Annotated in this window: 28 protein-coding genes; 3 read left to right on the forward strand and 25 right to left on the reverse strand. The window is 41.2% G+C overall.

Annotated elements, in window-relative coordinates; genetic code table 11:
* Window positions 1-9: 9 nt before the first annotated feature.
* Window positions 10-525, reverse strand: a complete 516-nt coding sequence (gene fabA, locus PSR9079_RS08360) for a bifunctional 3-hydroxydecanoyl-ACP dehydratase/trans-2-decenoyl-ACP isomerase (protein ID WP_145233946.1) — start codon at window positions 523-525, stop codon at window positions 10-12.
* Window positions 526-729: 204 nt separating this feature from the next.
* On the opposite strand from fabA, the gene PSR9079_RS08365 reads away from it, so the two are divergent.
* From PSR9079_RS08365 to PSR9079_RS08375, 3 genes are read left to right on the forward strand one after another with little or no spacing between them, the layout of a single operon-like run.
* Window positions 730-1,587 (forward strand): 6-carboxytetrahydropterin synthase, encoded by an 858-nt coding sequence (locus PSR9079_RS08365; protein ID WP_149981106.1) that lies wholly within the window; start codon window positions 730-732, stop codon window positions 1,585-1,587.
* Window positions 1,580-2,395 carry a M23 family metallopeptidase gene (locus PSR9079_RS08370; RefSeq protein WP_149981107.1) on the forward strand — a complete coding sequence of 272 codons (816 nt, stop codon included), beginning with the start codon at window positions 1,580-1,582 and terminating at the stop codon, window positions 2,393-2,395. Before PSR9079_RS08365 ends, PSR9079_RS08370 begins: the two co-directional genes overlap by 8 nt.
* 5 nt (window positions 2,396-2,400) lie before the next feature.
* The gene (locus tag PSR9079_RS08375; RefSeq protein WP_064666260.1) at window positions 2,401-2,832 is read left to right on the forward strand and encodes an acyl-CoA thioesterase; all 432 of its coding nucleotides are present in this window, start codon (window positions 2,401-2,403) and stop codon (window positions 2,830-2,832) included.
* Between the two features lie 174 nt (window positions 2,833-3,006).
* On the opposite strand, the gene PSR9079_RS08380 is transcribed toward PSR9079_RS08375, so the two are convergent.
* The 24 genes from PSR9079_RS08380 to PSR9079_RS08495 all read right to left on the reverse strand — a co-directional run bounded on the left by PSR9079_RS08380 (window position 3,007) and on the right by PSR9079_RS08495 (window position 23,178).
* A complete protein-coding gene (locus tag PSR9079_RS08380; protein ID WP_149981108.1) occupies window positions 3,007-4,329 on the reverse strand; it encodes a Na+/H+ antiporter family protein in 1,323 nt (440 codons plus the stop codon).
* Window positions 4,326-6,320: a transglutaminase TgpA family protein gene (locus tag PSR9079_RS08385; protein WP_149981109.1), complete on the reverse strand. Its 1,995-nt coding sequence runs from the start codon at window positions 6,318-6,320 to the stop codon at window positions 4,326-4,328. The genes PSR9079_RS08380 and PSR9079_RS08385 overlap by 4 nt, the downstream gene beginning before the upstream one ends.
* Window positions 6,307-7,134, reverse strand: coding sequence for a DUF58 domain-containing protein (locus PSR9079_RS08390; protein ID WP_179959158.1), 828 nt, complete (start codon window positions 7,132-7,134; stop codon window positions 6,307-6,309). The genes PSR9079_RS08385 and PSR9079_RS08390 overlap by 14 nt, the downstream gene beginning before the upstream one ends.
* A gap of 168 nt (window positions 7,135-7,302) precedes the next feature.
* Window positions 7,303-8,208 (reverse strand): AAA family ATPase, encoded by a 906-nt coding sequence (locus PSR9079_RS08395; protein ID WP_149981111.1) that lies wholly within the window; start codon window positions 8,206-8,208, stop codon window positions 7,303-7,305.
* Window positions 8,209-8,235: 27 nt separating this feature from the next.
* Window positions 8,236-8,616 carry a response regulator gene (locus PSR9079_RS08400; RefSeq protein ID WP_145233960.1) on the reverse strand — a complete coding sequence of 127 codons (381 nt, stop codon included), beginning with the start codon at window positions 8,614-8,616 and terminating at the stop codon, window positions 8,236-8,238.
* A 534-nt stretch (window positions 8,617-9,150) separates the two neighbouring features.
* Window positions 9,151-10,293 carry a phage head morphogenesis protein gene (locus tag PSR9079_RS08405; RefSeq protein WP_149981112.1) on the reverse strand — a complete coding sequence of 381 codons (1,143 nt, stop codon included), beginning with the start codon at window positions 10,291-10,293 and terminating at the stop codon, window positions 9,151-9,153.
* 1 nt (window position 10,294) lies between these two features.
* A complete protein-coding gene (locus tag PSR9079_RS08410) occupies window positions 10,295-10,837 on the reverse strand; it encodes a hypothetical protein (protein ID WP_149981113.1) in 543 nt (180 codons plus the stop codon).
* On the reverse strand, window positions 10,838-11,278 hold the full coding sequence (locus PSR9079_RS08415; RefSeq protein WP_149981114.1) for a hypothetical protein: 441 nt from the start codon (window positions 11,276-11,278) through the stop codon (window positions 10,838-10,840).
* A gap of 10 nt (window positions 11,279-11,288) precedes the next feature.
* Complete coding sequence (locus PSR9079_RS08420; RefSeq protein ID WP_149981115.1) at window positions 11,289-11,903, reverse strand: DUF3164 family protein; 615 nt, start codon at window positions 11,901-11,903, stop codon at window positions 11,289-11,291.
* On the reverse strand, window positions 11,896-13,395 hold the full coding sequence (locus PSR9079_RS08425; protein ID WP_246175512.1) for a phage portal protein family protein: 1,500 nt from the start codon (window positions 13,393-13,395) through the stop codon (window positions 11,896-11,898). The genes PSR9079_RS08420 and PSR9079_RS08425 overlap by 8 nt, the downstream gene beginning before the upstream one ends.
* Entirely contained in the window at window positions 13,388-15,127 is a 1,740-nt protein-coding gene (locus tag PSR9079_RS08430) for a hypothetical protein (RefSeq protein WP_149981117.1), read from the reverse strand. The genes PSR9079_RS08425 and PSR9079_RS08430 overlap by 8 nt, the downstream gene beginning before the upstream one ends.
* Window positions 15,127-15,633, reverse strand: coding sequence for a DUF1804 family protein (locus PSR9079_RS08435; protein ID WP_149981118.1), 507 nt, complete (start codon window positions 15,631-15,633; stop codon window positions 15,127-15,129). The genes PSR9079_RS08430 and PSR9079_RS08435 overlap by 1 nt, the downstream gene beginning before the upstream one ends.
* Window positions 15,633-15,971 (reverse strand): hypothetical protein, encoded by a 339-nt coding sequence (locus tag PSR9079_RS08440; RefSeq protein WP_149981119.1) that lies wholly within the window; start codon window positions 15,969-15,971, stop codon window positions 15,633-15,635. The genes PSR9079_RS08435 and PSR9079_RS08440 overlap by 1 nt, the downstream gene beginning before the upstream one ends.
* A 9-nt stretch (window positions 15,972-15,980) precedes the next feature.
* Window positions 15,981-16,424, reverse strand: a complete 444-nt coding sequence (locus PSR9079_RS08445; protein ID WP_149981120.1) for a hypothetical protein — start codon at window positions 16,422-16,424, stop codon at window positions 15,981-15,983.
* Entirely contained in the window at window positions 16,414-16,665 is a 252-nt protein-coding gene (locus tag PSR9079_RS08450; protein ID WP_145233980.1) for a hypothetical protein, read from the reverse strand. Before PSR9079_RS08450 ends, PSR9079_RS08445 begins: the two co-directional genes overlap by 11 nt.
* A 124-nt stretch (window positions 16,666-16,789) precedes the next feature.
* Window positions 16,790-18,418, reverse strand: coding sequence for a P-loop NTPase family protein (locus tag PSR9079_RS08455; protein WP_149981121.1), 1,629 nt, complete (start codon window positions 18,416-18,418; stop codon window positions 16,790-16,792).
* An 18-nt stretch (window positions 18,419-18,436) separates the two neighbouring features.
* On the reverse strand, window positions 18,437-18,649 hold the full coding sequence (locus PSR9079_RS08460) for a hypothetical protein (protein WP_149981122.1): 213 nt from the start codon (window positions 18,647-18,649) through the stop codon (window positions 18,437-18,439).
* Entirely contained in the window at window positions 18,636-18,887 is a 252-nt protein-coding gene (locus PSR9079_RS08465) for a hypothetical protein (RefSeq protein ID WP_149981123.1), read from the reverse strand. The genes PSR9079_RS08460 and PSR9079_RS08465 overlap by 14 nt, the downstream gene beginning before the upstream one ends.
* An 8-nt stretch (window positions 18,888-18,895) precedes the next feature.
* A complete protein-coding gene (locus PSR9079_RS08470) occupies window positions 18,896-19,303 on the reverse strand; it encodes a Mor transcription activator family protein (RefSeq protein WP_149981124.1) in 408 nt (135 codons plus the stop codon).
* Window positions 19,300-19,497 carry a hypothetical protein gene (locus PSR9079_RS08475; protein ID WP_149981125.1) on the reverse strand — a complete coding sequence of 66 codons (198 nt, stop codon included), beginning with the start codon at window positions 19,495-19,497 and terminating at the stop codon, window positions 19,300-19,302. The genes PSR9079_RS08470 and PSR9079_RS08475 overlap by 4 nt, the downstream gene beginning before the upstream one ends.
* Window positions 19,498-19,896 carry a phage protein GemA/Gp16 family protein gene (locus tag PSR9079_RS08480; RefSeq protein ID WP_149981126.1) on the reverse strand — a complete coding sequence of 133 codons (399 nt, stop codon included), beginning with the start codon at window positions 19,894-19,896 and terminating at the stop codon, window positions 19,498-19,500. It lies immediately after the preceding gene.
* Window positions 19,893-20,252, reverse strand: a complete 360-nt coding sequence (locus PSR9079_RS08485) for a hypothetical protein (protein WP_149981127.1) — start codon at window positions 20,250-20,252, stop codon at window positions 19,893-19,895. The genes PSR9079_RS08480 and PSR9079_RS08485 overlap by 4 nt, the downstream gene beginning before the upstream one ends.
* A 36-nt stretch (window positions 20,253-20,288) precedes the next feature.
* Window positions 20,289-21,524, reverse strand: coding sequence for an AAA family ATPase (locus PSR9079_RS08490; RefSeq protein WP_149981128.1), 1,236 nt, complete (start codon window positions 21,522-21,524; stop codon window positions 20,289-20,291).
* A complete protein-coding gene (locus tag PSR9079_RS08495; protein ID WP_149981129.1) occupies window positions 21,514-23,178 on the reverse strand; it encodes a Mu transposase C-terminal domain-containing protein in 1,665 nt (554 codons plus the stop codon). Before PSR9079_RS08495 ends, PSR9079_RS08490 begins: the two co-directional genes overlap by 11 nt.
* Window positions 23,179-23,185: the final 7 nt, after the last annotated feature.

The raw sequence follows: 23,185 nt of genomic DNA on the forward strand, positions 1-23,185 counted from the left end.
AATAAAAAATTAAAACGCGCTAGTATCTTGGAATAAACCAACTTTTAAATCTTTTGCTTCGTAGATAACGCGGCCATCTACTTCAACAGTACCATCAGCCATCCCCATGAATAATTTACGTTTAATAACGCGCTTCATGGTCAAACGGTAGGTCACTTTTTTTGCTGTTGGTAAAATTTGCCCAGTAAATTTAACTTCACCTACACCTAGCGCACGGCCAAGACCAGGACCACCAGACCAACCAAGGAAAAAGCCAACCAGTTGCCACATTGCATCTAAACCAAGACAACCTGGCATGACTGGATCACCTTTAAAGTGACAAGCAAAAAACCAAAGATCAGGGTTAATATCAAGCTCAGCAACGATTTCACCTTTACCATGCTCTCCACCGTCATCAGTGATTGAGATGATACGATCCATCATTAACATGTTGTCACTTGGTAGACGACAATTGCCTTCTCCAAACATTTCACCTTGACCACATAGGATCAAATCTTCTTTTGTATAACTATTTTTAGGTTCCATAACACTTTTCATCGCTTAGAAATTGCCACGTACTTTAGCGTACACTTGTACGCTAAACAACTCGGAGCAGTTAAAAAAATAATTTATTTGCACGAAATACCACCGCTTAGGTGAAGAACATGCTAATTACACGATTAAATCGCGCAATTACTAGCAAAAATCATTATAATTACCGTGATTTTTTAACCAGTATAAAGGAAGTTTATGATCCTTTTTGTTAACGCACTTACCGTAATTGATTTTTCTTACTTGTGTAATAAACGAGGCGCAGTTGGCGAGAGCTGGATTGTTGATTTAACCTTGCATGGCAAGTTAAATGAAGAGTCTATGGTGCTTGATTTTGGCTTAGTTAAAAAGCAAATCAAAGGCATTATCGACCAATGTATTGATCACAAGCTGGCCATTGGCAACCAAATTAACGGCCAAGTTGAAAACCATGGTGACTACACAACACTTGATTGTACTTTTGGTGATGATCACCACTTAGCAATGAGCGCGCCAAACCAAGCGTTTTGTTTAATTGATGCTGATGTTATTAATGAGCAGTCAGTTATTGAATTTCTAATTGCTACAATCATGCCGCAGTTACCAAGCAATATCGATAAAATCGAAATTGAGTTAAAGCCAGAGCATAGTAAGAGCTTTTATTATCACTATAGTCATGGCCTTAAAAAGCACGACGGTAATTGCCAGCGTATTATTCATGGTCACCGTTCGCAAATTGGTATTGCCCTTGATGGGATGGCAATGCCACGATTACAAAAGCAATGGGCTGATAAATGGCAAGATATTTATTTAGCTACAGCAGAAGATCAAATTCAAGCGCCGCAGCTACAGCACATCAGCGCCAAAGAAAATGACCTCTGTTTTGCCTATACCGCCGCACAAGGCTATTTTGAAATGGCAATAAGTAAAGAACGGTGTGATATTTTACCCATTGATACTACGGTTGAATGTATTGCAGGTTACCTTGCTGAGCAAGTTAAAGCGCAGCATCCTGACAATGACGTAAAAGTCACAGCATACGAAGGTGTGGCCAAAGGGTCCATTTGTTATGCGTAAATTATTAGCCGTTTCGTTATTTGCTACTGTGAGCTTTTTTGCTGATGCAGTTGAGCTAAAAGGTCACTTAACCCAAGGCGGGTTAGTGACTGGTCAAATTGATGGGGTTAAGTCAGTTATTTTTAATGGCCAAGCATTAAAAACCACCGCACAAGGTGAGTTTGTATTTGGCTTTGGCCGTGATGCTGAATTAACCCATCAATTAGCCTGGGTTGATGCAGATGGTGTCAAACATCAGCAAGCGATTGAGATCACTAAACGTGATTATAAAATTGATAAAATTACTGGAGTGGCAAGTAAATATGTGTTACCGCCAAAAGCGGTAAGTGAACGCATCAGCCGCGAAGCTGTGGCAGTAAGAAATGCCCGAAAAGTTGACTCTGAGCTTAGGTATTTTTTAGATCCAGTTTACAAACCTGCACAAGGACGTATTTCGGGTGTGTATGGTAGCCAACGCTATTTTAATGGTGAGCCTCGTCGGCCACATTTTGGTTTAGATATAGCCAACAAAACAGGCAGCCCTGTTTATGCGCCTGTCAGTGGTACCGTTGTTTTTGCTGATAACGACCTTTATTACTCTGGCGGAACTTTAATTTTAGATCATGGCCACAGTGTCACGTCTACCTACATACACTTAAGTAAGCTTGATGTAAAAGTAGGGGATACCATTAAACGCGGTGATAAAATAGCTGAAATTGGTGCGACTGGCCGTGTAACTGGCCCTCATCTGGATTGGCGTTTTAATTGGAAAGGCGAACGCCTTGATCCTGCACTTATGATGTTAGATAAATTAGCAAACCAAAAGTAGAGAACATGACAACTCAAGTAAACCGTGAAGAAATAATTGCTCAGCGTATTAAAGACTCAACGACTTCGGTCACAAAAACAGTATTTCCTGGGCGTACTAATCACCACAATACCTTGTTTGGTGGTGATGCATTGGCATGGATGGACGAAGTTGCATTTATTGCTGCAACGCGCTTTTGCCGTAAACCATTGGTAACCATTTCATCAGATAGAGTTGATTTTAAAGAAGCTATTCCAGCTGGAACCTTCGCTGAATTGATCTCAAAAGTTGTGCATGTAGGCAATACAAGTTTAAGAGTAGACGTTGAAATATTCTTAGAAACAATGCACCGGGATGATAAACACTCGGCAATTACTGGCAGTTTTACATTCGTTGCGGTCGATGACAATCACAGACCTACGCCGGTTGTATGCGATAAGATGATTTATGGTTTTTAAACCTAGTTGTTAAGTTAAGAAAGCACTTTTATGGTGCTTTCTTTGCTTTACAAAAAGAACACATCATACTATATTTCACTGTTATATATCTTTAGCATCTGCGTTAAAACAATAATTTAGTAACCAAGTAGGGGGCTTAATCTATTCTCTACTTGGTTACTCACATTTAAGGTATTAAAGCACCATAGCGGCTATCCAGCCAAATATTAGCAATGGAATATTAAAGTGGATAAAAGTAGGCACAACTGAATCCCAGATATGATCATGCTGACCGTCAGCGTTTAAGCCGGAAGTTGGTCCTAAGGTTGAATCGGAAGCAGGGGAGCCAGCATCGCCTAAAGCACCTGCGGTTCCCACTAAAGCTGCGGTTGCCATCATTGAAAAGTTAAGCTCTAAGCACAGTGGCACGAACAAGGTTGCTATTATTGGCACTGTGGAAAATGAGCTGCCAATCCCCATGGTGATCATTAAACCAACTAATAAAATTAGTGCAGCTGCCAAAGGTTTGTTGCCATCAATAATCAATGCGGCGCTTTGTACTAAGCTAGTCACATCGTCTGTCGCTTTCATTACAGAGGCAAACCCTTGAGCTGAGATCATGATAAATCCAATCATTGCCATCATTGCTACGCCTTTACTAAATACGTCGCTATTTTGCTCCCACTTAACTACGCCAAACAAACTAAAAATCATCACCCCAACTAAGCCACCTAAAATCATTGAACCACTGACATTTTGTGCTGCTAAAGATGCTAATACCGCTGTAATACCGACTAACAATACTTTTTTAGGTTGTTCTACAACCACATTAGTTGCGTGCTCTTGATGTTCATCATGCTGATAATCCCGACGTTTTCTATAACTGATAAACACAGCTACAATTAACCCAACTAACATGCCACAGGCAGGAATGATCATCGCCATAGGTACTTGGGTATTAATGATATCTAAGCCATTTTCCACTAAGTTTTTATGTAAAATCGAGTATAAATAAATTCCACCAAAGCCATAGGGTAAAACCATATATGAGGTTGCTAGACCAAACGTTAAAATACAGGCAATAGCACGTCGGTCTAACCTTAGTTTATTAAATATAACCAGTAGCGGGGGGATCAAAATTGGTATAAAAGCTATATGAACTGGGACTAGGTTCTGCGATGAAATTGCACACACTAAAATTATCAGTAAAATAAAATAGCTTAAATTTGTTTCGCTATTACTACTATTGTTATTTACTTTAGCAAGTAGCTTTGCAGCTAAAATGCGCGTTAAGCCTGATTTTGAAATCGCAACAGCGAATGCGCCTAGCATTGCATAGCTTAGAGCGATCTCAGCTCCGCCAGAGAGGCCTGCGTTAAATGCGTTTAGGGTATCGTTTAAGCTAAGTCCGGCGGTTAAACCGGCGACTAAAGCACTTAAAGTCATAGCAACAATTACATTAACGCGGGCTAAAGTAAGGCCAAGCATTAAAATAACGCCAATCACGACTGCATTCATAGAGTTCTCTTAGTTGTTGTTTTAATTAATTTTACCAGATTTTTACTGTGTTTTTTACGATAAGCGCTAAATATTAGCTGGCGATAACGCACATCGGAGTATAATTGCGCAAATTGCATGATATATGTCCGCTCGTTAGGCAGCTGTTGAGCTGCATATGCTAAAAATTGCAGCGGCGTTTGATTTGACGGTGCAGAAATACCTTGCTTATTACACCAACGCACAACAGTAAGGTAGTCTTTTGCGAGTGAATGCGCTGGCGATTCTGGCTTTTTAGGCCAAGACAAATACACAAAGTAACAAATAAAGGCTAAACATACGGTTGCTATCACGATCAGTGAAATTTGCCAAAGCTGTTTATTACCGAATAATTCTTTTAGCAGGGAAGATTGCTTTTGCTGGTCAAAACCTAACACCCAATTTGTCCATTGGTAATCAAGATTTTCAAGCTTAAGCCTTAACCAGTTAATACCAGCAATATTACTCAATCGTAATAAGCCAAAACTCAAGTTGCTAGTAAATTCGCTATTAAGCTGCAAGTGCTGTGATAAAGATCCGTTTAATCGTTCAGGTGAAACAACCGCAGTTGCATCAAAAATTTGCCAACCTTTATTTTTTATTAATACTTCAACCCATGCATGGGCATCATATTGATAGATGCTCATATAACTATTTTGTTGATTATACTCACCACCTAAGTACCCCGAAACAACGCGGGCAGGAATACCAACACTTCTAAACATAAATGCAGCCGTGCTGGCATAATGGCCACAAAAACCACGTTTATTAGCAAATAAAAACTGGTCAAGGGTGTTGTTACCGGTAATTGGATCCGGCGTTAAGGTATAGCTAAAGTTATTATTGGCAAAGTAGTCATACAGTGCTAAATAAAAAGCCTGATCATCGTTATTATGTTGTTCATACAGACGTTTAGCTAAAGACTGCGACTGTAAATTAGTCTCTTTAGCTAAATTAAGCTGCACGTTTTGATAGTGTGCAGAGCGAGAGAGTTCAGCCAAGCTAAAAGCATAACTCTGGGCTGTATAGCTAATACTATTAGCTAAAAAACGTTTCCGCAGTAGTAATCCATTGCTGGTTGTTTTTACATCTTGATGGGCCGAGTCGGCAAACTGTAAACCATAAAGCCAAGGCTTAGCGCCAGGCTCTGCAAAAATTTGATAACTATATAATGGTTCACCACGTTCAGCTGAGGTGATTTGGTCAATTACTTGTTGGCTTTTTAAAATGTCCGATATTAACCAGCGTTTACCATCAAACTCATCATGTATAATCGCTCGCCAGTAATAGGGGGCAGATGGCTTTTGTTGATCAAATTTAGCTCGAAATACTAACTCATCTGAATTAGACAGTTTGGCTATATCAAATGGATCAACACTTTCTGACAAACCGGTTTTAGCGAGTTTTGGCCCCGGTAATTGCCAAAATGCGGGAAGTTTCGGTAACAATAATAATAAAAATATCGCTAAAGGTAGTGCTAGCAACAAAAGTTTGCAGCTGTCTTTAGCTGCAATTTTTAAACTATGTTTAGATTCAATCAGCGCTAAAAGCGCAAAATTTAAAATATATAGCATGCTAATTACTAGCGTAGCAAATAAGCTCTGAGAAAATAGATATACTGTTGAGAGACTAAAAAAACTTAACAAAATGATAGTTTGATAATGCTTTTTTGTATTGGCTTGCAGTAATTTAAATAAGCTAGAGAGGATCAGCATCGCAACAAATAAAGTCACCGTATCGCTAAAACCTACGTCATAAAACAAGATCAATAGACTCAAAGCGGCCAAAGTATTTGCTAATATGGCATTGGGTTTATTTCGTTTCAATAAGGTAACGGCTAGATTCCAAATACACAAACTAGCTAATAATGTATTAAATAGAGGAGGTAACTCAGTGAAAATAAAACTCAGCACTAAAATATAAACAATAGATAACGACAAATTGATCGCGGTTAAATTATCAGTGACTTTCATTTTCATCCTTTGCAAAACGGCTTAGTGCTTCTAAACACTGTTTACAATGTTCTTTGGTATCACTGATCGCGTATAGTCCTGCTTCTAATTGCAGGCCATAACTAACGCCTTGTGAGTAAGCCTGAGTTACTAAATAGCTTAATTGTTGTAGGCGGGATTCGGTATTTCCTTGTAACTGATTAAAATCAAAAACAACACTTTGGGCTGAATAATTTACAAACTCTTTTACCATTAATTGCTGAGTTTTTGCGTAATGTTTCCATGATATTCGTTTCATATTCATAACAGGTTGATGAATATTTAAACCATCAAATTCATCACTACCATGGCTGTTTTTATGCAGGCCATCATCAGTGTTGTGGTTATTTTGCAAACTAGCTTCATGCAATGGTTTGAGTTGTTGCGGGTAGACAAATACCGTATGTGCTAATTGCATATAGCTCCATACTGATACTAATCCAAACGGGTACTTGCTGATTATTTTTAATCGGCGCAAGGGGTATTCACCACGTTCTTTTAATCCTAAATCTAAATTAACTATTTGCTGTTGACTGGTTATTTCATCAACGGTTGTGAGGGTTTTATTTTCATAAATAAACTGCAATGATTGACATTTTTCTTCGGTTTTTAGTTGCAGCTCTAATGATGCAGAGCAGGGAGCATAGCTAGCTATATGATTTTTATAATCAATTTTTAATCCTTTAAGATTGCTATAACCCATAAGTAACGAAAATATCATTACTACGAGCATTAAATAAGCCATCGCTAAAATCAGATTATTCTGATAATTAATGCCTAATATAAAATTAAGCATAGTAACCACTAAAAAGCTCACGCCCAATTTTGATGGCAAAACATATATTGTGTTATGCGTTAAGGTAAGATGTTCGGTATTATGTTTATTTCTTAGTAATAGCTTGAAAATCTTAGCTTTAAACTGAAACCAAAAAGTAGGGCGCTTTCCTGTTTTATTGTTCATACCTTAAAGTGGCACATCAACAGTATTTATTAATTGTTTGATCTGTTGTGAGCTAACATCATGCTGCAGACCTAAACGATGTTCGGTAACACTAGCAAAAATAGTTTGCACATCATCAGGGGTAACAAAGTCACGACCATCAATAAACGCCCATGCTTTCGCGGCTTTGCCAACTGCAATACTGGCCCGTGGAGATAACGCATTAGCAAATTGGCTGTTATTTCGGGTAGCAGATACAAGCGCCAAAATATAATCAACAACTGGTTCACTTAACATAACAGCACTTACTTTATTTTGTATTTCAATTAATTGTTGTGTATCGATACGTACAGGTAAGTGTGCATAATCACGATTATGTTGGCCTAAAATGAGTTTACGTTCAGCTTCTTTAGGTGGAAAACCCAAACTAATACGCATAAAAAAACGGTCTAATTGAGATTCAGGTAAAGGATAAGTACCTGATTGATATAAAGGGTTTTGAGTTGCTATAACAAAAAATGGTGTTGGTAGGGCATGTTTATCACCATCCATAGTAACTTGGTTTTCTTCCATTGCCTCTAATAAAGCGCTTTGTGTTTTTGGACCTGCACGATTTATTTCGTCCGCTAAAACAACTTGACTGAAGATAGGCCCTTTATGAAAAGTAAATTTATGCTCATTGGCATTAAAAATACTTGAGCCCAGTATGTCTGAGGGTAATAAATCACTGGTAAATTGCACTCGTTGATATGATAAACCTAATACCGCAGCAAGTGCATGCGATAAAGTGGTTTTACCCATACCTGGCAAATCTTCAATTAATAAATGACCTTGGCTCAACAAGCAGGTTAACGCGAGTTTTATTTGTTGCTGTTTGCCAAAAATAACCTGAGATAAATCATCAATGATCGCTTGTACGGTCTGTTGCATAGTAACCTTGTAGGTTGATAAATTACATTAAATGAGTTCGAGGCGTTTCATGACCGTATCAACTTTTTTAGCATTAAATGGTTTTGCAATAAAACCTTTAGCACCTAGTTCCCAAGTATTTTGAACATTTTCGAGGCTGTTATGGCCAGAGCACATGACAACATGTGTATGTGGGTAATTGTCATTTAAGTATTCAAGAATTTCTGTACCATCGGTATCGGGCAGTTCAATATCGAGAAAGATAACATTCGGGGATTTTTCATCAATCAACGTTTTAGCCGATTCAAAATCTCTGCTTTCAAGAATATCTTCAAAACCTAACTCAGTTAAGATCTGATTTAAGTAGTCACGTATATCTTGAACATCATCAATTATTAGGATTGGTTCTAACGGGCGCACAAATTCCATATTGTTTACTTCTTGTGATACAGCTTAAATTGTATTTTTAATACTATGCTAAGCGATAATGAAGCTCAAGAAAGATACTCGAATTAAACTGTATTATTGAAATAAACCATCACTAAGTCCGATACCGTCTAGTATTGGACTTAGTGAGCGATTCTAGATGTGTATTTGCAGAGGTTTACAGTAATGCATTTAATAACCTATAATTTATATTATGTTAAATAAAGTAAGTTTTATAAGTAACAGCCTAATTGTTGTAAGGGGTTGTTCATTTCTAGAATAATGATGATATGGAGATTTTCGCCCTCGTGTTTTGGAAAAGCCCATTATTACTGGGTTTGGTGAACCCTGAGCGCAAAATCAAGTAAATTCGGATTACGCTTGGTTTTAGACGAAACCTGTTCAAACTGACTCATTCCACGATCATTCCTGCTCATTGTACGTTTAGAATTAGATCATTGTTGATCGTTTAACTTTCCTTTAAATACACTTTAAACGCCTTTTAAAAGCTGTTTAAATATTTTGAGCTGCCGATGTTTAAACTTTTTCGGCAGCTATTATTGTATTGAACGTTGGGCCTAGCTCTACTGTGATCATAAAACCCTGATACGATATTTTTACTTGGTTGCCTATATAAGCAAACGTATTTGGATTTTGAACAGCGTTCATTAGGTCTTGTACTTGTTCAATTGCTAGCTGGCCAGTTAAGAACTTTTCAATTTGAGTGCTGCTGACTGTAACAGCGCTACTATATATAGGTGCGTTTTTACGTGACAACTCGTTTAGTAAATTTACAGGCAAGTGCCCTAACGTAAATTGCTGGCTGTCTGGTACTGACTTTTTAAGCGCTAACTTTGCTGCTTGTAAGTTTACCTGCTTTATATAGTACTGCTGAGATTTTAAAACTGCTTCGTTAAATTGTGGTACCGCTAACTTTTGAATGTCAGTTGATAACGTCATAACTGATTTACCTGCTGCAATGTCTGCACCTAGCCATGCTTTACCTGGATTATAATCCCAGCCTAGATCAATGCCTGCTAACTTATTAAGTTCTTCGCCTGTTGATGGGTCTACAACTTTGAATGACTCCATAAACTTGTTCACTGTTTCAGGCTTAGTAACTGTTAGCCCCATTCGTGCAATATCACGCGCATTAAGTGATACCACCTTACACCTGCAGTTATAACCATTTGGCGGATAATGTGTATCCCAAAACGGATGATCTACAGGCAGTAAAATGTAATTCCACTTACCGTGATCAGGTCTTACGCGACTATCGCCAGCAGTTAAGTATAATAAATAAGGTCTGCGCTGTTTTAAACGCTCTTGTTGTTGCCAACGGCCAGCTGCTCGCGCGGTGTTTTTATTGTTTTGATAAATAACTTTAGTACGCCAGCCCCGTTTACCATTGTATGACCAGCCATGATCATCAACTATTTTGTCAAAGCGCTTTCTAAAGTCCGATATGGTCTCGCCATCACTAATCGCTTTATCAACTGCTGTATATAGCTCGTTAATGATCTCTATTTGTGTAGCACCGGCAACGGTAAATGCTTTGGCGTGAATTAAGCCCTGTAAGTCTTTATATGACTCACTGGTAAGCTTAATTTTGTCTTTGAAATGAGAAATGGCTTCCTTGAACTTAACAAGGTCGCCATATTGTGGAGCTGGTAAGGCCATATTATTGCTCTTTTAACGACTGTTGAATGTCTTGAATTTCGTTTCTGCGTGAATTATCACGGCTATTACCAAAGAAAAAATTCAATATTGACGCTACAACGGTGCCTAAAATAAAGCCTAAAATAGTGTCAGCAAAACGTGTTGCGGTATCTGGAATGGTTAAAAACGTTATACACCCTATGTATATAACGGTTGCAACCGACCAGAACCACGCATAGTAATAAATGAAGCGTTTAGAAAACTTATCATCTTGATTAAGTGCCTGTATCTGCATATTGCGGGCGCTTTGAGTGTTTTTAAACGCTAAATCATCAAGCTCTTTTTCACGGTTTAAAATGGTTTGTCGTAACTCTTGTTGTAATGCACTGGATTGCTGAACCAGGTTAAATGCTTGCTCTGGCGTGCCACCATTAGTAATGGTTTGCGCAATATCTACCACTTTAGACGCGACCTTTGATCCATTGTCGCCCCCTATCCAACCGCCTATTTTTTTATCTAGGCCTGTGAGCTTTGCTATGCCAAGTGCTATTGTAATTGGGTCCATTTATGCCTCCATTGATTCATAAGTTACGCCACCAATCAGTTCAAGCTCTATATTTTCAATGCGCTTAAACTGTCGAACAAGTGACTTAGACGTTGTAAAAAAACAATCAAAATATTCAGTTTTATCATGCAGTTTTGGGTAATATTTTTTTGAATCGCGTTTACCAAAGGCTTTTTGAATACGTTTAATCTCATTAGGCTTATATAATGAAATAGAGCGTTTACGCCATACTTGCTCAAGGCATACAGGGCGCGACTCTTTTTTGTTAAACCATTCGCCTTTTATAAAATCATCAATATAAACACTTAACACGGTTGTCGACTCAGATTTTCTCTGGCGTTGCACAGAGACTTTGTGATCGCCTACAGAGAAAACAACATTACCAAATGTGCCTGCAAGCTCGTTTTCTATCTCTATCCACTGCTCTTTTGTGATGGCCATAAGCGCCCCGCTACAGTTTTGCTATATCGAGTGAAATTGCTTGCTCAATGCCGTTATCATCTTGCTTGTAAAAGCGGATAAAACGACAAGAGTCAACAACGCCAACGGATTCCGCAATAATGTTCATGGCTTTGGTCCATTTGCCTGAATCGTCTGAAATTTCGAGTTTACGCAGGGCTAAAATGCGTTGCGGGTTAAGTGAACCTTGCTTATCCGTGTTGAAGGTTTTGCTAACAATTGCTTTAATGTTTTGATTGCCGCCTTCCGTCCATTCATCCAGGCATTGATCAATTAATTGCTTAGCAAGGGTAAGCTCTGGGCCAAGTTCAATGCGTTCTTGTGTTTGTAGCGTTACTTTTAGTTGGCTATCAAAAGTGCGTAGTGTCACATTGCCTTTTTTACCGCCTAAGTTAACGCCATGTTCTTGCGCTAATAGCTCTATAAAGTCGTCGGCTTCGGCCATTAAGCTTTGCTTAAACTCTGCTAGTGCTTCCTGCATTTCAACGGCTTTATCGATGGCTTTTTTAACAAACTCGTCTTTGATTAAATCGGTTTGTTTGATGTTAGCAATGGCGACTAAATTGCCTTTGCCGTCTTTTAAATACCCGTCAGGAACATTATTCATTGTCTATCTCCACAGTTTTAGAATTAGCCTCGTTCATGCCTGCCATAAACTCATACTCCATTGCTGTTTGGGCAACTTGCGCCAATGCAGAGCTTGAAATTTCAGGAAATTGTGAGGTTATTTTTTGTTTAAGTTCGTCCAGGCTTTTAGATGCCTGGGCAAATTGAAAAATCTGTTTAATGGTGTCGTCACTTGCGTGATCAAACACATCAAACTCGTTGGTAAGCTCTACGCTGTCTGTTGGCTTTTTGGCAAACTCAGTTTTAGCGGCTGTGGCAATGCCATGGCCTTCCTCGGGCACATCAAGTATTGCTTCGCCGTCTTTTGGCTTTGGTACACCGAGTTCTTGATAGGCCCAGTCCTCACCAACAGGCACAATACGGGCTGTTTCGCGCACGCGGGTTACGGTGTCGGTGTTGATCTCGCGTTTGTCTTTAAAGATGAATTTGGGCGGTTCGCCACCGTCAAAATTTACCGAGTGTAATGCGTTTAAAAGCTGGTTACGGTATGAAGCTACAAGCGCCCTGTCTGAACGTTGGTTGTCGCCAGCGCGTTTTGCATGGGTTTCGCTGGCAGCACGTGCGCCGCCATTTTTTTGCTCGGTTGCTAGGGTTTGGCTTGTGAGGGCTTTGCTAATTTCAGCATTACAAAAGTTTACTAAGCGCTCTGGCACTGGCTCTCCAGATAATTTGCTTTCGATGATCTCAATACTGGTGTCATCCGGTATTGCTGCAATGCCGTCTTGCACAAGTCGTGCTAAGCCATCTAACAAGTTTTCGATATCTTTGTCTTTACTGGCAATTGGGTATTTACCCACGGGGAATGGAATACCAAAACGCTCGCACAGCTGTACAAAAAACTTAAAGCCGCCGTGTTTAAAGGTCCACGGCCAAAAACAACTGCTTAACAATGCGATGCCATATGGGTTTTCGGCGCTTGGCATGTGGCGAACGCACGACCAACGACGGTGATCGACTAACTCACCTTGTGGATTGTCGCTGGTTTTAACAAGCAGCTCGTGATCACTATTAAACGCAAAGCGGCTGTTGCGCCAGGTCTCTACATATTCAGGTTGCCAATGACCGTCGTGCTTAATGTATTTGCCTAAATGGGTCACACTAAAGCCATTTAAAATTGCGCTGTAGTTGTGCCAATCCATATCCGCCCATTCTGTATGTGGGCATGGCTTACGGGCAAAAAACGCTTTGGCTAACTCATAACTTTTTAAACTGGCTGCATCGTCACCACCTGGCACAAGCTCGGTATTAAAGCTAAATAAACCGCTACGTAGCGAGCGTAGTTCACCTATTACATGGGCATCACGTGCTATTTCTTCATAAATAGCGGTGTTTTTACCCGCGCGGCGCAAGATTGGATCAGGGTTTGGTAGCTCAGTTATAAGTGACGTAAGGCTTGGATCTATACGGTTTTGGTCAAACATACGGTTAAGCGCGGCGTATGCTGTAGATTTAATGCGTGGCTTGCTATACATGATAGCCCCTTATTTGTTTAGTGACTTTGCGGCTATTAACACGCGGCATACCGCCTGCACCAGTGCTAGCTACCATCCATAAAATAGCCAGGGCACAGCTTAAATCGTAGTGATGGGCGGTTTGTTTTTCTGGCCAGTTTTCTAGCTCGTCGAGTAGTAAGCGGCAGTGCGAATGAAAGGCAATTTGCGCTGGTGTATTGGTCACGTAGGTTTCAAGTGATCCTATGCGTTCCTCAGCGCTAATAACCGCTGTAACACCGCGTAACGGCAGGGCAATGCCCTTCTCTAGGCCTGTGGTAATAAATTGGCTGCGCATAAAATCAAAGGCATTGTTGTTTTCAAAGCCCCACACGCGGCAGTTATATTCTTTTTGAGCGCGTATTAAGTCGTTAAGTAAACGGCTGGTACCACGTACTTTACGGCTTTCGTATTCAACGTGTAGCTTTTGCAATTCGTTAGAGTAAAAGCCCACTAATATTGCGCTCGGGTCGGCTTTTTCGGTTTTGCCCATACTTGGATCACATGCGCCGTAGGGTATCCATTCGTTTAGGCGATCAACCCAAAAATCAAACTGGTAAAAAATAGCTTCTTCGTCGCTTTTGGCTATGCCTTGCATTTCGCGGTTAAACTCTCGCTTATTAGCCGCCCACATACACATTAAATCGTAAAGCGAACGCACACTTGGCCAACTTGTAGTTGCACCTTTAAGCATTTGCTTTTTTCGCTTGATCCAAAACTTAAACGACGGTTTTTGCTCGGTTGAAACTGCTTCACCTTTGGCGGCGGCGCGTTTTTCAAAGTGTTTGTCGTCATGCACCATTAAATCGCGGCACTCTTCCCACAAATCCATGCGTTCAGGCATTTGTTTAATGGCTTTAAAGCGGTGAACAATATGCCCTGGTGCTTCTTCAGCGCGGCTTATTGGATCATCGTTATTTAATACGGTATTTACACCTAAAAATTTAACGGTACCGTCCGGTGGGCCAAGGTATTGCACGGCCGCTTCTAGGAAGCGCCAGCGGTTATCGCGCTCAGTGGGCGATTTTGCCTCGGCATCGGTAATAATGTCATCGGATAGCAGTAGCTTAGGGCGGCTGGCACCATGGAACGTACCGCGTACTGATTGCTCAGCACCACGGCTTTCAAAGCGTACGCCTTGGGCTGTTACAAACTCGCCGAGTTTCCACACTGGGGATTTTTGGCATACTTCGGGAAAGTCTAACGCGAGGTTATTATTGTTAAGCAGCTCGGTTTTAACTACCTCTAGTGTTTTGGTTGGCATTTTGGTTTCAGCGCCAAACAAAATAACAAAATCGATAAATTGCTTTATTTTCTCTAAGCCCAGGTCTTGGCAAATATCAGGGTCTTGCAATAGCGCTAACACCGCTACATAAACAGGGGCAATTTTTACAGCTAGGGTACTTTTACCTTCACCACGGGGTGCCACAAACCAGTTTTTCCAGCCATTTTTAAGTTTAAGGGCTTCGGGGAACCAGTTCATAAAATAGCTTTGAAACTCAGACGCTGTTTGATCGTCGTCTAGCCACATGTGGTGCGGAAAATACGTATACACAAAAAACTCAAAGTCGCCGCCGAGTACGCATTTACGGCGTTCTTTAATCGCTGCAGGGCTTGGATCAATATTGCGTTCTTTTGCTTCAATATCGCGTCGCAGTGAGCCGGTGATCTGTTCTATTTCAGCTAAGAACTCGCGTGAATTCATATCGGCCATTAGTCGCTTAACTCCTGATCGAGTCGTGGACCAAAGGCTGTGAGTATTTCAACAAACTCAGGGGCAAATTCGGGGTATTTGGTTGATACAAACTTAGCAAGAATTTTAACTACCTCAGCGGCAATTGTGCGCTTTTCAAGTTTTTTATTACCGCCCGATACCTTCATTACTTTGCTCATCATATCGGTGAGTGAGCTAAGTACTTTTGTACGTTGTTCAAGCGGCAGCGCTGCGCCCTCGGCTGATTTTAAAAGCTCAAAGGTTTCGTTTACTTGAATGGTGAATTCTTCAATAAAGTCGGTGGTAAACTCCCCTGCTGTGCCTTCACTGCGGCGGCTTGCTGCTCGGGCTAAGTCCCAATCGTCGCCGTTGTCTTTGGCTTCCATTTTCCAGCGTCGTGCTGTGCCGTCGGCCACGCTGTGTTTTATGGCAGCCACACTTAACGCGAGCAGCTCGGTTACATAGCTGTGGCGAATGGCGTTTTTCTTTTCTGCAGGGTGCGCCATTAGTTCATCAATCCATTTTTTACAGCATAGGCTATCAGCGATACAGCTAAGCCCGCAGAGCCACCCATAGCAGCCACTTTAACCCGCTGGTTAGTGAGCTTTTCTTCAACCTTCGCTAAGCGCTCGTCTTGCTTATTAATGGCTGTAACTTGGCGTTTTTCGCTTTTTTCTATATCAAGCTTTAAGCTATCTGTTATTTCTTTTTGACGCGCTTCGCTTTTTTCAATGCTTTGGTGAATATCGGCTTTAATGTCTTTTAAGTCATTTAAAATAGCCGCCTGACTACCCTGTATTTCACCGATGGCTTGAAATAATAAGTTTTCTTGTTCTTGATTCATGGGTGCTCCTTACGGGTTAAATACTTTAATGCCCGTCCATGTAGGCGTGCGTACATCAAAATGAAACCAACTTACTTGCCCTTCGATGGCGGTGATGTAGGGGAATTCTTGCGGGTGGGCTAATACGTAGTCACGTACTTGCTGAGCGGTGTAATTAGTAAAACTGCAATCGAATGCTTTACCTAGCTTATGTTGGCTGCGCTTAGCACCAATTGCGCAATCAAGCTGGCGAAAACCACGGTATTGATTAGCGCCGCCCCAGCTCCAACTATTTACGGTGCATGGGCCAAACGTGTTGCGTAACTTTTGCAGCATACGCAATGCGCGATCATCAAATAGATTGATCAAAAACAAAGGGTCGTCTTGATAAAGCTCAAACGTGGCTTTTGGTACTAATTCTTGAAACGTAAAGCTTGGGGCAGTCGGTACTACCACTTTTCTTTTAAGCGCCATGCTGTTGAGTCCTCATTTTGGTTAAACGTTGTTTTGTTAGGACGTAACAGGCAGGTAAGCGAGTACTGCGCACTGGTTTGTTATTGGCTGGGTTTAGCAGCTGTTTAACGCGGGTACGCAATGCGGGCAGGTCTTTTAACGGGCAACGGCGAGAAATTGCAATTTGCTCGGCTTTAGAACTGGCCTTAATAATTTGTTGAGCTAAAAACTCAATAAATGGCGCATGCACTGTATTTGTCATGCTGGTAGTAAATCAATTTAGGGGATTGGGTAACACTGTAAAGTTGTTTGCGGCTGGGGCTTTCGAGCTGGTCTATTAGGTTAAATTAAAAAGGCTTGCTAATACAAGGGGGCAAGCCAAAATTTTATTCACCGCTTTTTTGAAACTTTTTTAAAGCAACTAACAAAAACCATATATCTCCTTTCTTAAGTGATGGAGGCAATGATGTTTGATATTCCTCTAAATAGATAATTAACTCATTAGTCACTTCTTTTTCTTTTTCTAGCTCCCTGGATGCACCTATAAAGTCCACTCTTCCATTTATAAAGGCTGCAAAATATCCAATATCTCGGCCTTCCCAACCAATTACTAATTGTTTTAAAGTTTCGATTTTTATTTCATGCAAAATCGGTCTTGTTTTATATCCTGCATCTGTATAAAGGCAAGAACTTTTGAATGACTTTCCCATTTCATTTATTAAATTAGTTAATTCTTGGCTTCTTTGATCTTTATAAATAGAATCAAGGTATCTATCTAATTCTAGCTCATATTTTTCTTCAACAAATGTTCGACTTCTCATCCCTTCATAATTTTCAAACTGTTTTGAACTAGCAATATTATCAATTTTTTCAAAGGTTATTCTTTCATCTTCTTCTAAAAAGCCTTTTGAAACTAAAAATTCATAGTAATCAAAACATTCAAAAAACTTCTGTACGACAACATTTTGTTCATTCAGTATGTAATTTTTAAGTTCTTCAGCACCTTTTTCAAAGTCTTGTTCTGATAATGTGAATACTTGGCTATAAAGAAGCTTATCTAAATGTGAATCTTTCTGAGGAAGTGAACTTTCGGGAAAAATATTTTCGAAATTATTTTCCTTCCCCGTCATGTATGAGAAAAAATTCTGGTGTTGTCTAAAAGAAAAAGCCTTGTAGTACTTATCATCTCGTTCAGTTATCTGCTCTTGGTTATCAACATAAAAACTTTTTGCGATAAAAATCCCGTCACTTATTATTTTTGATTTCGTTAGCTCGTAGTCAATCCTAGAAAACTGTTCCAGATATAAAATAAGAGATTCAATGCGCTTTAAACTTCGTTTGAGAACCCTCAAATTGGTTAAATTGTTTTCTTTTATCAGTGTTACTATCAATTCTTCGTCTTTAGCTAACTTTTTTAACTCAGGCTTTATAGCTAAAAATAACTCTGTGGGACTCTGCCTAAAAATAATTGTTTCAGAGAATGTTTTTTCAGTAAAGGATTGTTCAAGGTTGAGTTTTTGTTCATCAGTAACGAAAATAAATTTATTTTCGCTTTGTGTAAGTGTTAAACATTCTCCAATAATATGCTTTTTTAAAGAAGAACACTCGATACGCTCAATATCATCAATAATAAATAATTCATCAGAAATATTTTTTAGCATATAGTGTTTTGCAGCACCTGCAGAGCCTTTAATAACGTTACTAATGATACTAGAACCACCTGTCACTTTCTCTGCTGTAGCAAGTAAATGTGTTAGATGGCTTACCCCTTTTGCATCATGCTTTTCTTCTAAATATCTTTTTGCTATTAATAAATCTTTAAAGTCATCTAGTGATGTAATACCTAGTACCGATAGATATGTGATTTTATATTGGAATTTAGTTTTGAGCTCAAAAGTTAAAAACTTTTCAGCAAAGTAAGTTTTACCAATGCCCCATTTACCAGTAAATATAATCATGGGTGGGTATGAGTCATCGTTGAATAGATCATTTATCTGAGTTGCGTAGTCTTGCATATGAAGTTCCTTTTTAATTTAATACAAACTATGCCAACTCCTATAACTTATCAAGACTTTATATGCCTCCCTATATTCTTCCATTAAACCCGTTACATCTAGGCCCATAACTTTACGCTGGTTGATGTAACGGGCTAACAGGTTTAAACCGTATTCGTACTGCCACCGCTTTGGCTTTTTGCCGCCGCTAAGTTGCATTGCAGTGAGCAGTACAAAGTTATTGTTTTGCATGTTTGTGCTTGGGGTAGGTTTGGATTCTAACCTCTTTACCATCAGTTACACGGATAAACTCAAACCAACAATGAATGCAAATAGTGTGATCGTTATAAACCTCGCCCTCTGGTGGGCGCATGGTTTTTAAGGTGTTATCGCACTCAGGGCATTTGTAATGAATTACTGGTTTGCTGCGTAACGTCGCAGCGTTAAAAAAGGCTAAGCATTCTGCTTTAATGTCTTTTAAAAGCTCCATAAAGCCCCCTACAAACTTAAATTTAATTGTGTTTCGTGCGCCCGTTCGTCTTGGTATGCACTGTAAATACTGCTTACTTGCTGGCGGCTGATCTTAAAACGCTTAACCAGCTGCTGAATGTTGCTACTTTTAGTGTCCAGGGCTTGGCAAATTTGTTGATTGCGAATTTGCATCAGCACTTTGTGCAGCATGGGTATTTGGTAGCTTGAACCTACGTTGGCATCTATTAGCTCTTGCACTAGGGCTTTACCAAATACCTTGACTACTTCGTGATCCTCGGTTGGCTTTTCTGGGATATAAAACATTTGCCCTTGCTGCTCGGTGAGTACCGCAATGGTTTGTTCAACCCCTAAGTGTTTAACTATGCGGCGCAGGCCATGGGGTAATGCCCGTAAATCTATGGTTGATTCGCTCATGATTGCTCCTCAAATAAATAATCTAAGCCGTTTTCGCGGTCTAGTCGGCGTTGCTCTTGGTATGCCTCTACGTCACGGCGAATGCGGCACTTTTCGCGGTCTGTTGCTTTAACTGGGCGATAGCGTTCTTCCTCGGTGTAAGGCGGCTTACGCGGGTTAATGGTAAAGTTTTGGTACTCTTCGTAATTAGCCATTTACGCCCCCTGCTTTGCTTTATGGCGTATAAGCCATTGCTTAAGTACTTCGATAATATGCGGCCATTGCTGGGCGCTTTGGCTGAGTTTTTTACCCTGCAGGTGCTTTTCACAAAATGAGTCACACGCCCCTTTTGAGTCAATGTTTACCGCGCCTGCGCGGTGTAGCTGGCCCCACAGGCTGTAAATCATTTTTAGCTGCGCGGGTAACTGCTTTTTGCCGGCATTTGGGTTCATTGCACGGTAACGCGCAAGCAGCTGCTGTTGCTCAAGCTTGGTTAACTGTGCGCAGGTGTTGGTGCGCTGGTTGCAAATGTAGGCAACATTAAGTTGGTGGATATCTTGCTCGATACCCGCCGCCTTTTGCGCAATTTTGATTTGTTGGATCAAGTTGCTCATGCGCTTTGCTCCATCGGGATAAACTCAAACGCAATGGCTGGTTGTAAATTGATGACCTTAATGCCCCAGTCGCTAACGCCTTGGGTATAAATACGCGCTAGGTTTGGGTGTAAGTTGTTAAAGCGAATAGCCAATTGCTCTGGCGATTTAACGCCTAAAACGTGCTGAATAGTGAATAGCTTTTCGGCTATCAGCATTGAAAACGCGGCTTTGATATTGCCGTTGCAGCTGTCGATAAACTCGCCTGAGCCTTGTTTATCAGCAAGTACAGCCAGCATGTGTTGCGTGCTAATCGTGTCGTTTACTGCTAAACGTGCGGTAAAACGTGGAGTGTTTAAATTAATTGAAAATGCCATGATTAAATCCTTATTTAAAATATGTTTAAACAGCGTTTAAACCGCTGGTTTATTAAGTACTGATGAAAAAATGCCATTGACTAACAGCTTGTCTACGGCGGTGTCTGGATTTTTGTTGGTGTGGTTAAGCAAGTGCGGGAGCAGGTTTTCAACCAGCTCACGGGCATTACCTTCAACGCGTTTGTGCAGCCATTGCCACCACTTTGCATCGTTTTGGGCGAGCTTTACCGTGCCCTCGGTTAGCTCTAAAAACAGGGTGCGTATGTCTTCAACCGTTATTTGGCCAATGGGTTTAGGCCAAAAGCACACGCGGCTTGCTATCAGTTCGTAGCGCTCTTGGGTTTGCAGTTTGTCTACGAGTTGAATGTTGCCAACCAGCGTTACGCCTACAATGGCTTGGTCGCTTATGGTGCGCAGCGGGTCGAGCGAGTTAGGTTTGCACTTGTCGGCTTCGTCTAAAATAATTAGGCGGTCTGTGTCGCGTAGTGCGCTAATAATCTTTTGCATGTTTTTATAGGCACTTGGGCAACGCGATAAGCCCAGGGCTGTAGTGAGTTGCTCAAGCACTTGGGTGCTGCTGGTTTGCTCGCTGCCGGCAATTAAAATAGCCTCTTTGTTGTGGCGGCAATATTCCGCAATGCCTTTGGTTTTACCCAACCCCGCTTGGCCTGCAAACACACTAAAGCGTTTACGTGCTCGCGCTTGGTCACATGCCATAGCAATGAGCTTTGAGGTGCTAGTAGGAATAAAGCGCACATCACCGTACACAATTTCAATTTTTTTGCGCTCATTAGATGGCTTGCCTTGGTCAACCTCTGCAGGGCAAATAAGCGCCCAAATGTCGTGCAAGTGCGCCGTTGGCTTTGCGTTGTATTTACCGTTAATTAATTGGCTAATAGACGCAGGGCTTTTACCCATACTCACAGCAATACTGGCGCTGGTAATGTTTTGCTCGCGTATTTCGGGCGATTGCAAACGCAAGCAAATACGGGCTGCTAGTTCGCGATCAGCTTTGTTATATGACTTATTAAAGCCGTTGCGTTTTTCAATCTCAGTAATAGCGGCGTTACCAAACAGCTTTTGCCACATCGCCACAATGATTTTTTCAGGGTTGATGGTGCATTTGTTTGCCAGTACTTCTTTAACTGACTGCAATGCAAAGCCGCAGTTAAGCTCCTCGGCGGTCATGCCTGTGGTGCTTAACTCTTGGTTTATTAGCTCAACACGTAGCGTTTGCTCTGGCGTGTATGGGTGTGGTTGGCTATAGCTCATAAGTATGTTCCTTGCGTAAATTGGGTTGATCTAGTAATTCGTTTAGGTCGATTTCGTGCTGTGGCTGCGTAGGCGTTACATCAAAATCAAAAATATTTACCGGTGCTTGTTGTGCTGCAATAGCCTTAATTGGCGCACCAAACTTAGCCACAGAATCAACATCGATAATGCGATATTGCGTTTCTTGGGCTTCGATTTCGCGGCGTTTGGTTTCAATGCGTTTTAAGCGGCCAGTGCGGCGTTTACTTTCAGCTTGCTCAATACGCGATGTAGGCACGGCATGCGATTTAGTTTTTAAGTTAGCGAACATTAAAAACTCACCGTTTAGCTTATAAAGCTTGGTGTAGCTGTCGTCGTGTAGGTCGTAGGCGGCAACAAGCTCTTGGCCGTTAAACTGGTGTAAAAAGTCGGCACTGTAGTCACGTTGGTGCAAGCGAAAACGGCCACGGCGAATGTTGACGGTTTCGCGCGGTAGCATCACAAAATCGCCCTCTACCGGTGGTACGCGCTCTATGTTTTCGTCCCATACTTGCTGGCGGGTTTTACCCTTAATTTCAGGGTGCTCGCTGTTGTGGTAGTCGTTTAAAAACGCTTTAAATTCGGCTATCCATTCGTCTACCGTGGGCAGTTTACGTTTGCCTTGCTTGGCCTCTTTAAGTACCAGTTGCTTATGGCGATCGTCGTGGTCGCGGCCACAATACGTGCTAAAGCGTTTACCAACGCGGTCTTCCATATGTAAAAAGAACCGCTCTATCCACTTAACACGGGCATTGCCTGGTATGGCAAAAATAACGTCTATTTCAAACTGTGCATAAAAGCCGGTTGTGTCGTCGTTCATGAGTTTGTTTTTGTAGCCTGAGCCGTTATCAAGGTAAAACATGGCAGGCACATTGTTATGCACTTTAATAGCGCGGCTTATTGCTGCTAGCGTATCAAGTGTACTTTCGGCGTAGCCGAGTTCCCAGCCCACAATGGTGCGGCTTGCTACGTCTTGAAACGCGGTAAGCTCAGCGCGGTATGGCTTACCCGTTTTAGGGTGAGCAAGATATACATCGAGCGTGTGGCCATCGCCGTTATACATAACGCCAGGCTTTAAGTTATCGGTTGAGCGCAACAAATGATCTTTATGTTTTTCGCGGTACAGTTTTGCACCCATGCGATACGGGCTTTGTGGGCCTAACTCATGTGGGAGTGCATTTATAAAGCGGCGCACTTGGTGATGCTCTGCCTTGTAGCCCTCTTTGTTTAACTGATCTGCCACTTGTGCAAAGCTTGGGCTGTTTGGGCTGTGGTAAAGCTCAAGGCAGCGGGCAAGCCAGCTGTATTGGGTTTGTGCTTTGCCTTTGTGGTTTGGTAATAGGCCGTTAATGCCGTTGTCTTTATACGCATTGCACCAGTTATAAATAGTGGCGCGCCCGGGTAACTTACCTAGTGCATCAATCGCGCTTGCTAATGTGCTAAGCGCCGTGTTGGCACGGTAGGCTTTAACCAATGCCTCAAATGCTTTAGGTATGCCGCACTCTTGGGTAAGTAAATGGCGAACTAGCACCGCCCTATTTTGGGCTTTTTTACGGGCTGTTTCGCTGGCATTTTGCCAACTCAGCTCGTTACCTGTGCTGGGTAACTTATTGTATTTTTGTACTGCAGGATGCATTGCTCTC

Source organism: Pseudoalteromonas rhizosphaerae, assembly GCF_902498845.1.
Classification (GTDB): domain Bacteria; phylum Pseudomonadota; class Gammaproteobacteria; order Enterobacterales; family Alteromonadaceae; genus Pseudoalteromonas; species Pseudoalteromonas rhizosphaerae.

What these genes read in the sequence shown, in the direction of transcription:
- PSR9079_RS08435 (WP_149981118.1), bottom strand. Translation starts at nt 15,633, where the DNA reads ATGGCGCACCCTGCAGAAAAGAAAAACGCCATTCGCCACAGCTATGTA.
- PSR9079_RS08440 (WP_149981119.1), bottom strand. Translation starts at nt 15,971, where the DNA reads ATGAATCAAGAACAAGAAAACTTATTATTTCAAGCCATCGGTGAAATA.
- PSR9079_RS08380 (WP_149981108.1), bottom strand. Translation starts at nt 4,329, where the DNA reads ATGAATGCAGTCGTGATTGGCGTTATTTTAATGCTTGGCCTTACTTTA.
- PSR9079_RS08430 (WP_149981117.1), bottom strand. Translation starts at nt 15,127, where the DNA reads ATGGCCGATATGAATTCACGCGAGTTCTTAGCTGAAATAGAACAGATC.
- PSR9079_RS08485 (WP_149981127.1), bottom strand. Translation starts at nt 20,252, where the DNA reads ATGGCATTTTCAATTAATTTAAACACTCCACGTTTTACCGCACGTTTA.
- PSR9079_RS08475 (WP_149981125.1), bottom strand. Translation starts at nt 19,497, where the DNA reads ATGGCTAATTACGAAGAGTACCAAAACTTTACCATTAACCCGCGTAAG.
- PSR9079_RS08480 (WP_149981126.1), bottom strand. Translation starts at nt 19,896, where the DNA reads ATGAGCAACTTGATCCAACAAATCAAAATTGCGCAAAAGGCGGCGGGT.
- fabA (WP_145233946.1), bottom strand. Translation starts at nt 525, where the DNA reads ATGGAACCTAAAAATAGTTATACAAAAGAAGATTTGATCCTATGTGGT.
- PSR9079_RS08410 (WP_149981113.1), bottom strand. Translation starts at nt 10,837, where the DNA reads ATGGACCCAATTACAATAGCACTTGGCATAGCAAAGCTCACAGGCCTA.
- PSR9079_RS08370 (WP_149981107.1), top strand. Translation starts at nt 1,580, where the DNA reads ATGCGTAAATTATTAGCCGTTTCGTTATTTGCTACTGTGAGCTTTTTT.
- PSR9079_RS08390 (WP_179959158.1), bottom strand. Translation starts at nt 7,134, where the DNA reads ATGCTTAATTTTATATTAGGCATTAATTATCAGAATAATCTGATTTTA.
- PSR9079_RS08365 (WP_149981106.1), top strand. Translation starts at nt 730, where the DNA reads ATGATCCTTTTTGTTAACGCACTTACCGTAATTGATTTTTCTTACTTG.
- PSR9079_RS08465 (WP_149981123.1), bottom strand. Translation starts at nt 18,887, where the DNA reads ATGGAGCTTTTAAAAGACATTAAAGCAGAATGCTTAGCCTTTTTTAAC.
- PSR9079_RS08385 (WP_149981109.1), bottom strand. Translation starts at nt 6,320, where the DNA reads ATGAAAGTCACTGATAATTTAACCGCGATCAATTTGTCGTTATCTATT.
- PSR9079_RS08375 (WP_064666260.1), top strand. Translation starts at nt 2,401, where the DNA reads ATGACAACTCAAGTAAACCGTGAAGAAATAATTGCTCAGCGTATTAAA.
- PSR9079_RS08450 (WP_145233980.1), bottom strand. Translation starts at nt 16,665, where the DNA reads ATGACAAATACAGTGCATGCGCCATTTATTGAGTTTTTAGCTCAACAA.
- PSR9079_RS08395 (WP_149981111.1), bottom strand. Translation starts at nt 8,208, where the DNA reads ATGCAACAGACCGTACAAGCGATCATTGATGATTTATCTCAGGTTATT.
- PSR9079_RS08415 (WP_149981114.1), bottom strand. Translation starts at nt 11,278, where the DNA reads ATGGCCATCACAAAAGAGCAGTGGATAGAGATAGAAAACGAGCTTGCA.
- PSR9079_RS08495 (WP_149981129.1), bottom strand. Translation starts at nt 23,178, where the DNA reads ATGCATCCTGCAGTACAAAAATACAATAAGTTACCCAGCACAGGTAAC.
- PSR9079_RS08420 (WP_149981115.1), bottom strand. Translation starts at nt 11,903, where the DNA reads ATGAATAATGTTCCTGACGGGTATTTAAAAGACGGCAAAGGCAATTTA.
- PSR9079_RS08405 (WP_149981112.1), bottom strand. Translation starts at nt 10,293, where the DNA reads ATGGCCTTACCAGCTCCACAATATGGCGACCTTGTTAAGTTCAAGGAA.
- PSR9079_RS08445 (WP_149981120.1), bottom strand. Translation starts at nt 16,424, where the DNA reads ATGGCGCTTAAAAGAAAAGTGGTAGTACCGACTGCCCCAAGCTTTACG.
- PSR9079_RS08455 (WP_149981121.1), bottom strand. Translation starts at nt 18,418, where the DNA reads ATGCAAGACTACGCAACTCAGATAAATGATCTATTCAACGATGACTCA.
- PSR9079_RS08490 (WP_149981128.1), bottom strand. Translation starts at nt 21,524, where the DNA reads ATGAGCTATAGCCAACCACACCCATACACGCCAGAGCAAACGCTACGT.
- PSR9079_RS08470 (WP_149981124.1), bottom strand. Translation starts at nt 19,303, where the DNA reads ATGAGCGAATCAACCATAGATTTACGGGCATTACCCCATGGCCTGCGC.
- PSR9079_RS08400 (WP_145233960.1), bottom strand. Translation starts at nt 8,616, where the DNA reads ATGGAATTTGTGCGCCCGTTAGAACCAATCCTAATAATTGATGATGTT.
- PSR9079_RS08425 (WP_246175512.1), bottom strand. Translation starts at nt 13,395, where the DNA reads ATGTATAGCAAGCCACGCATTAAATCTACAGCATACGCCGCGCTTAAC.
- PSR9079_RS08460 (WP_149981122.1), bottom strand. Translation starts at nt 18,649, where the DNA reads ATGCAAAACAATAACTTTGTACTGCTCACTGCAATGCAACTTAGCGGC.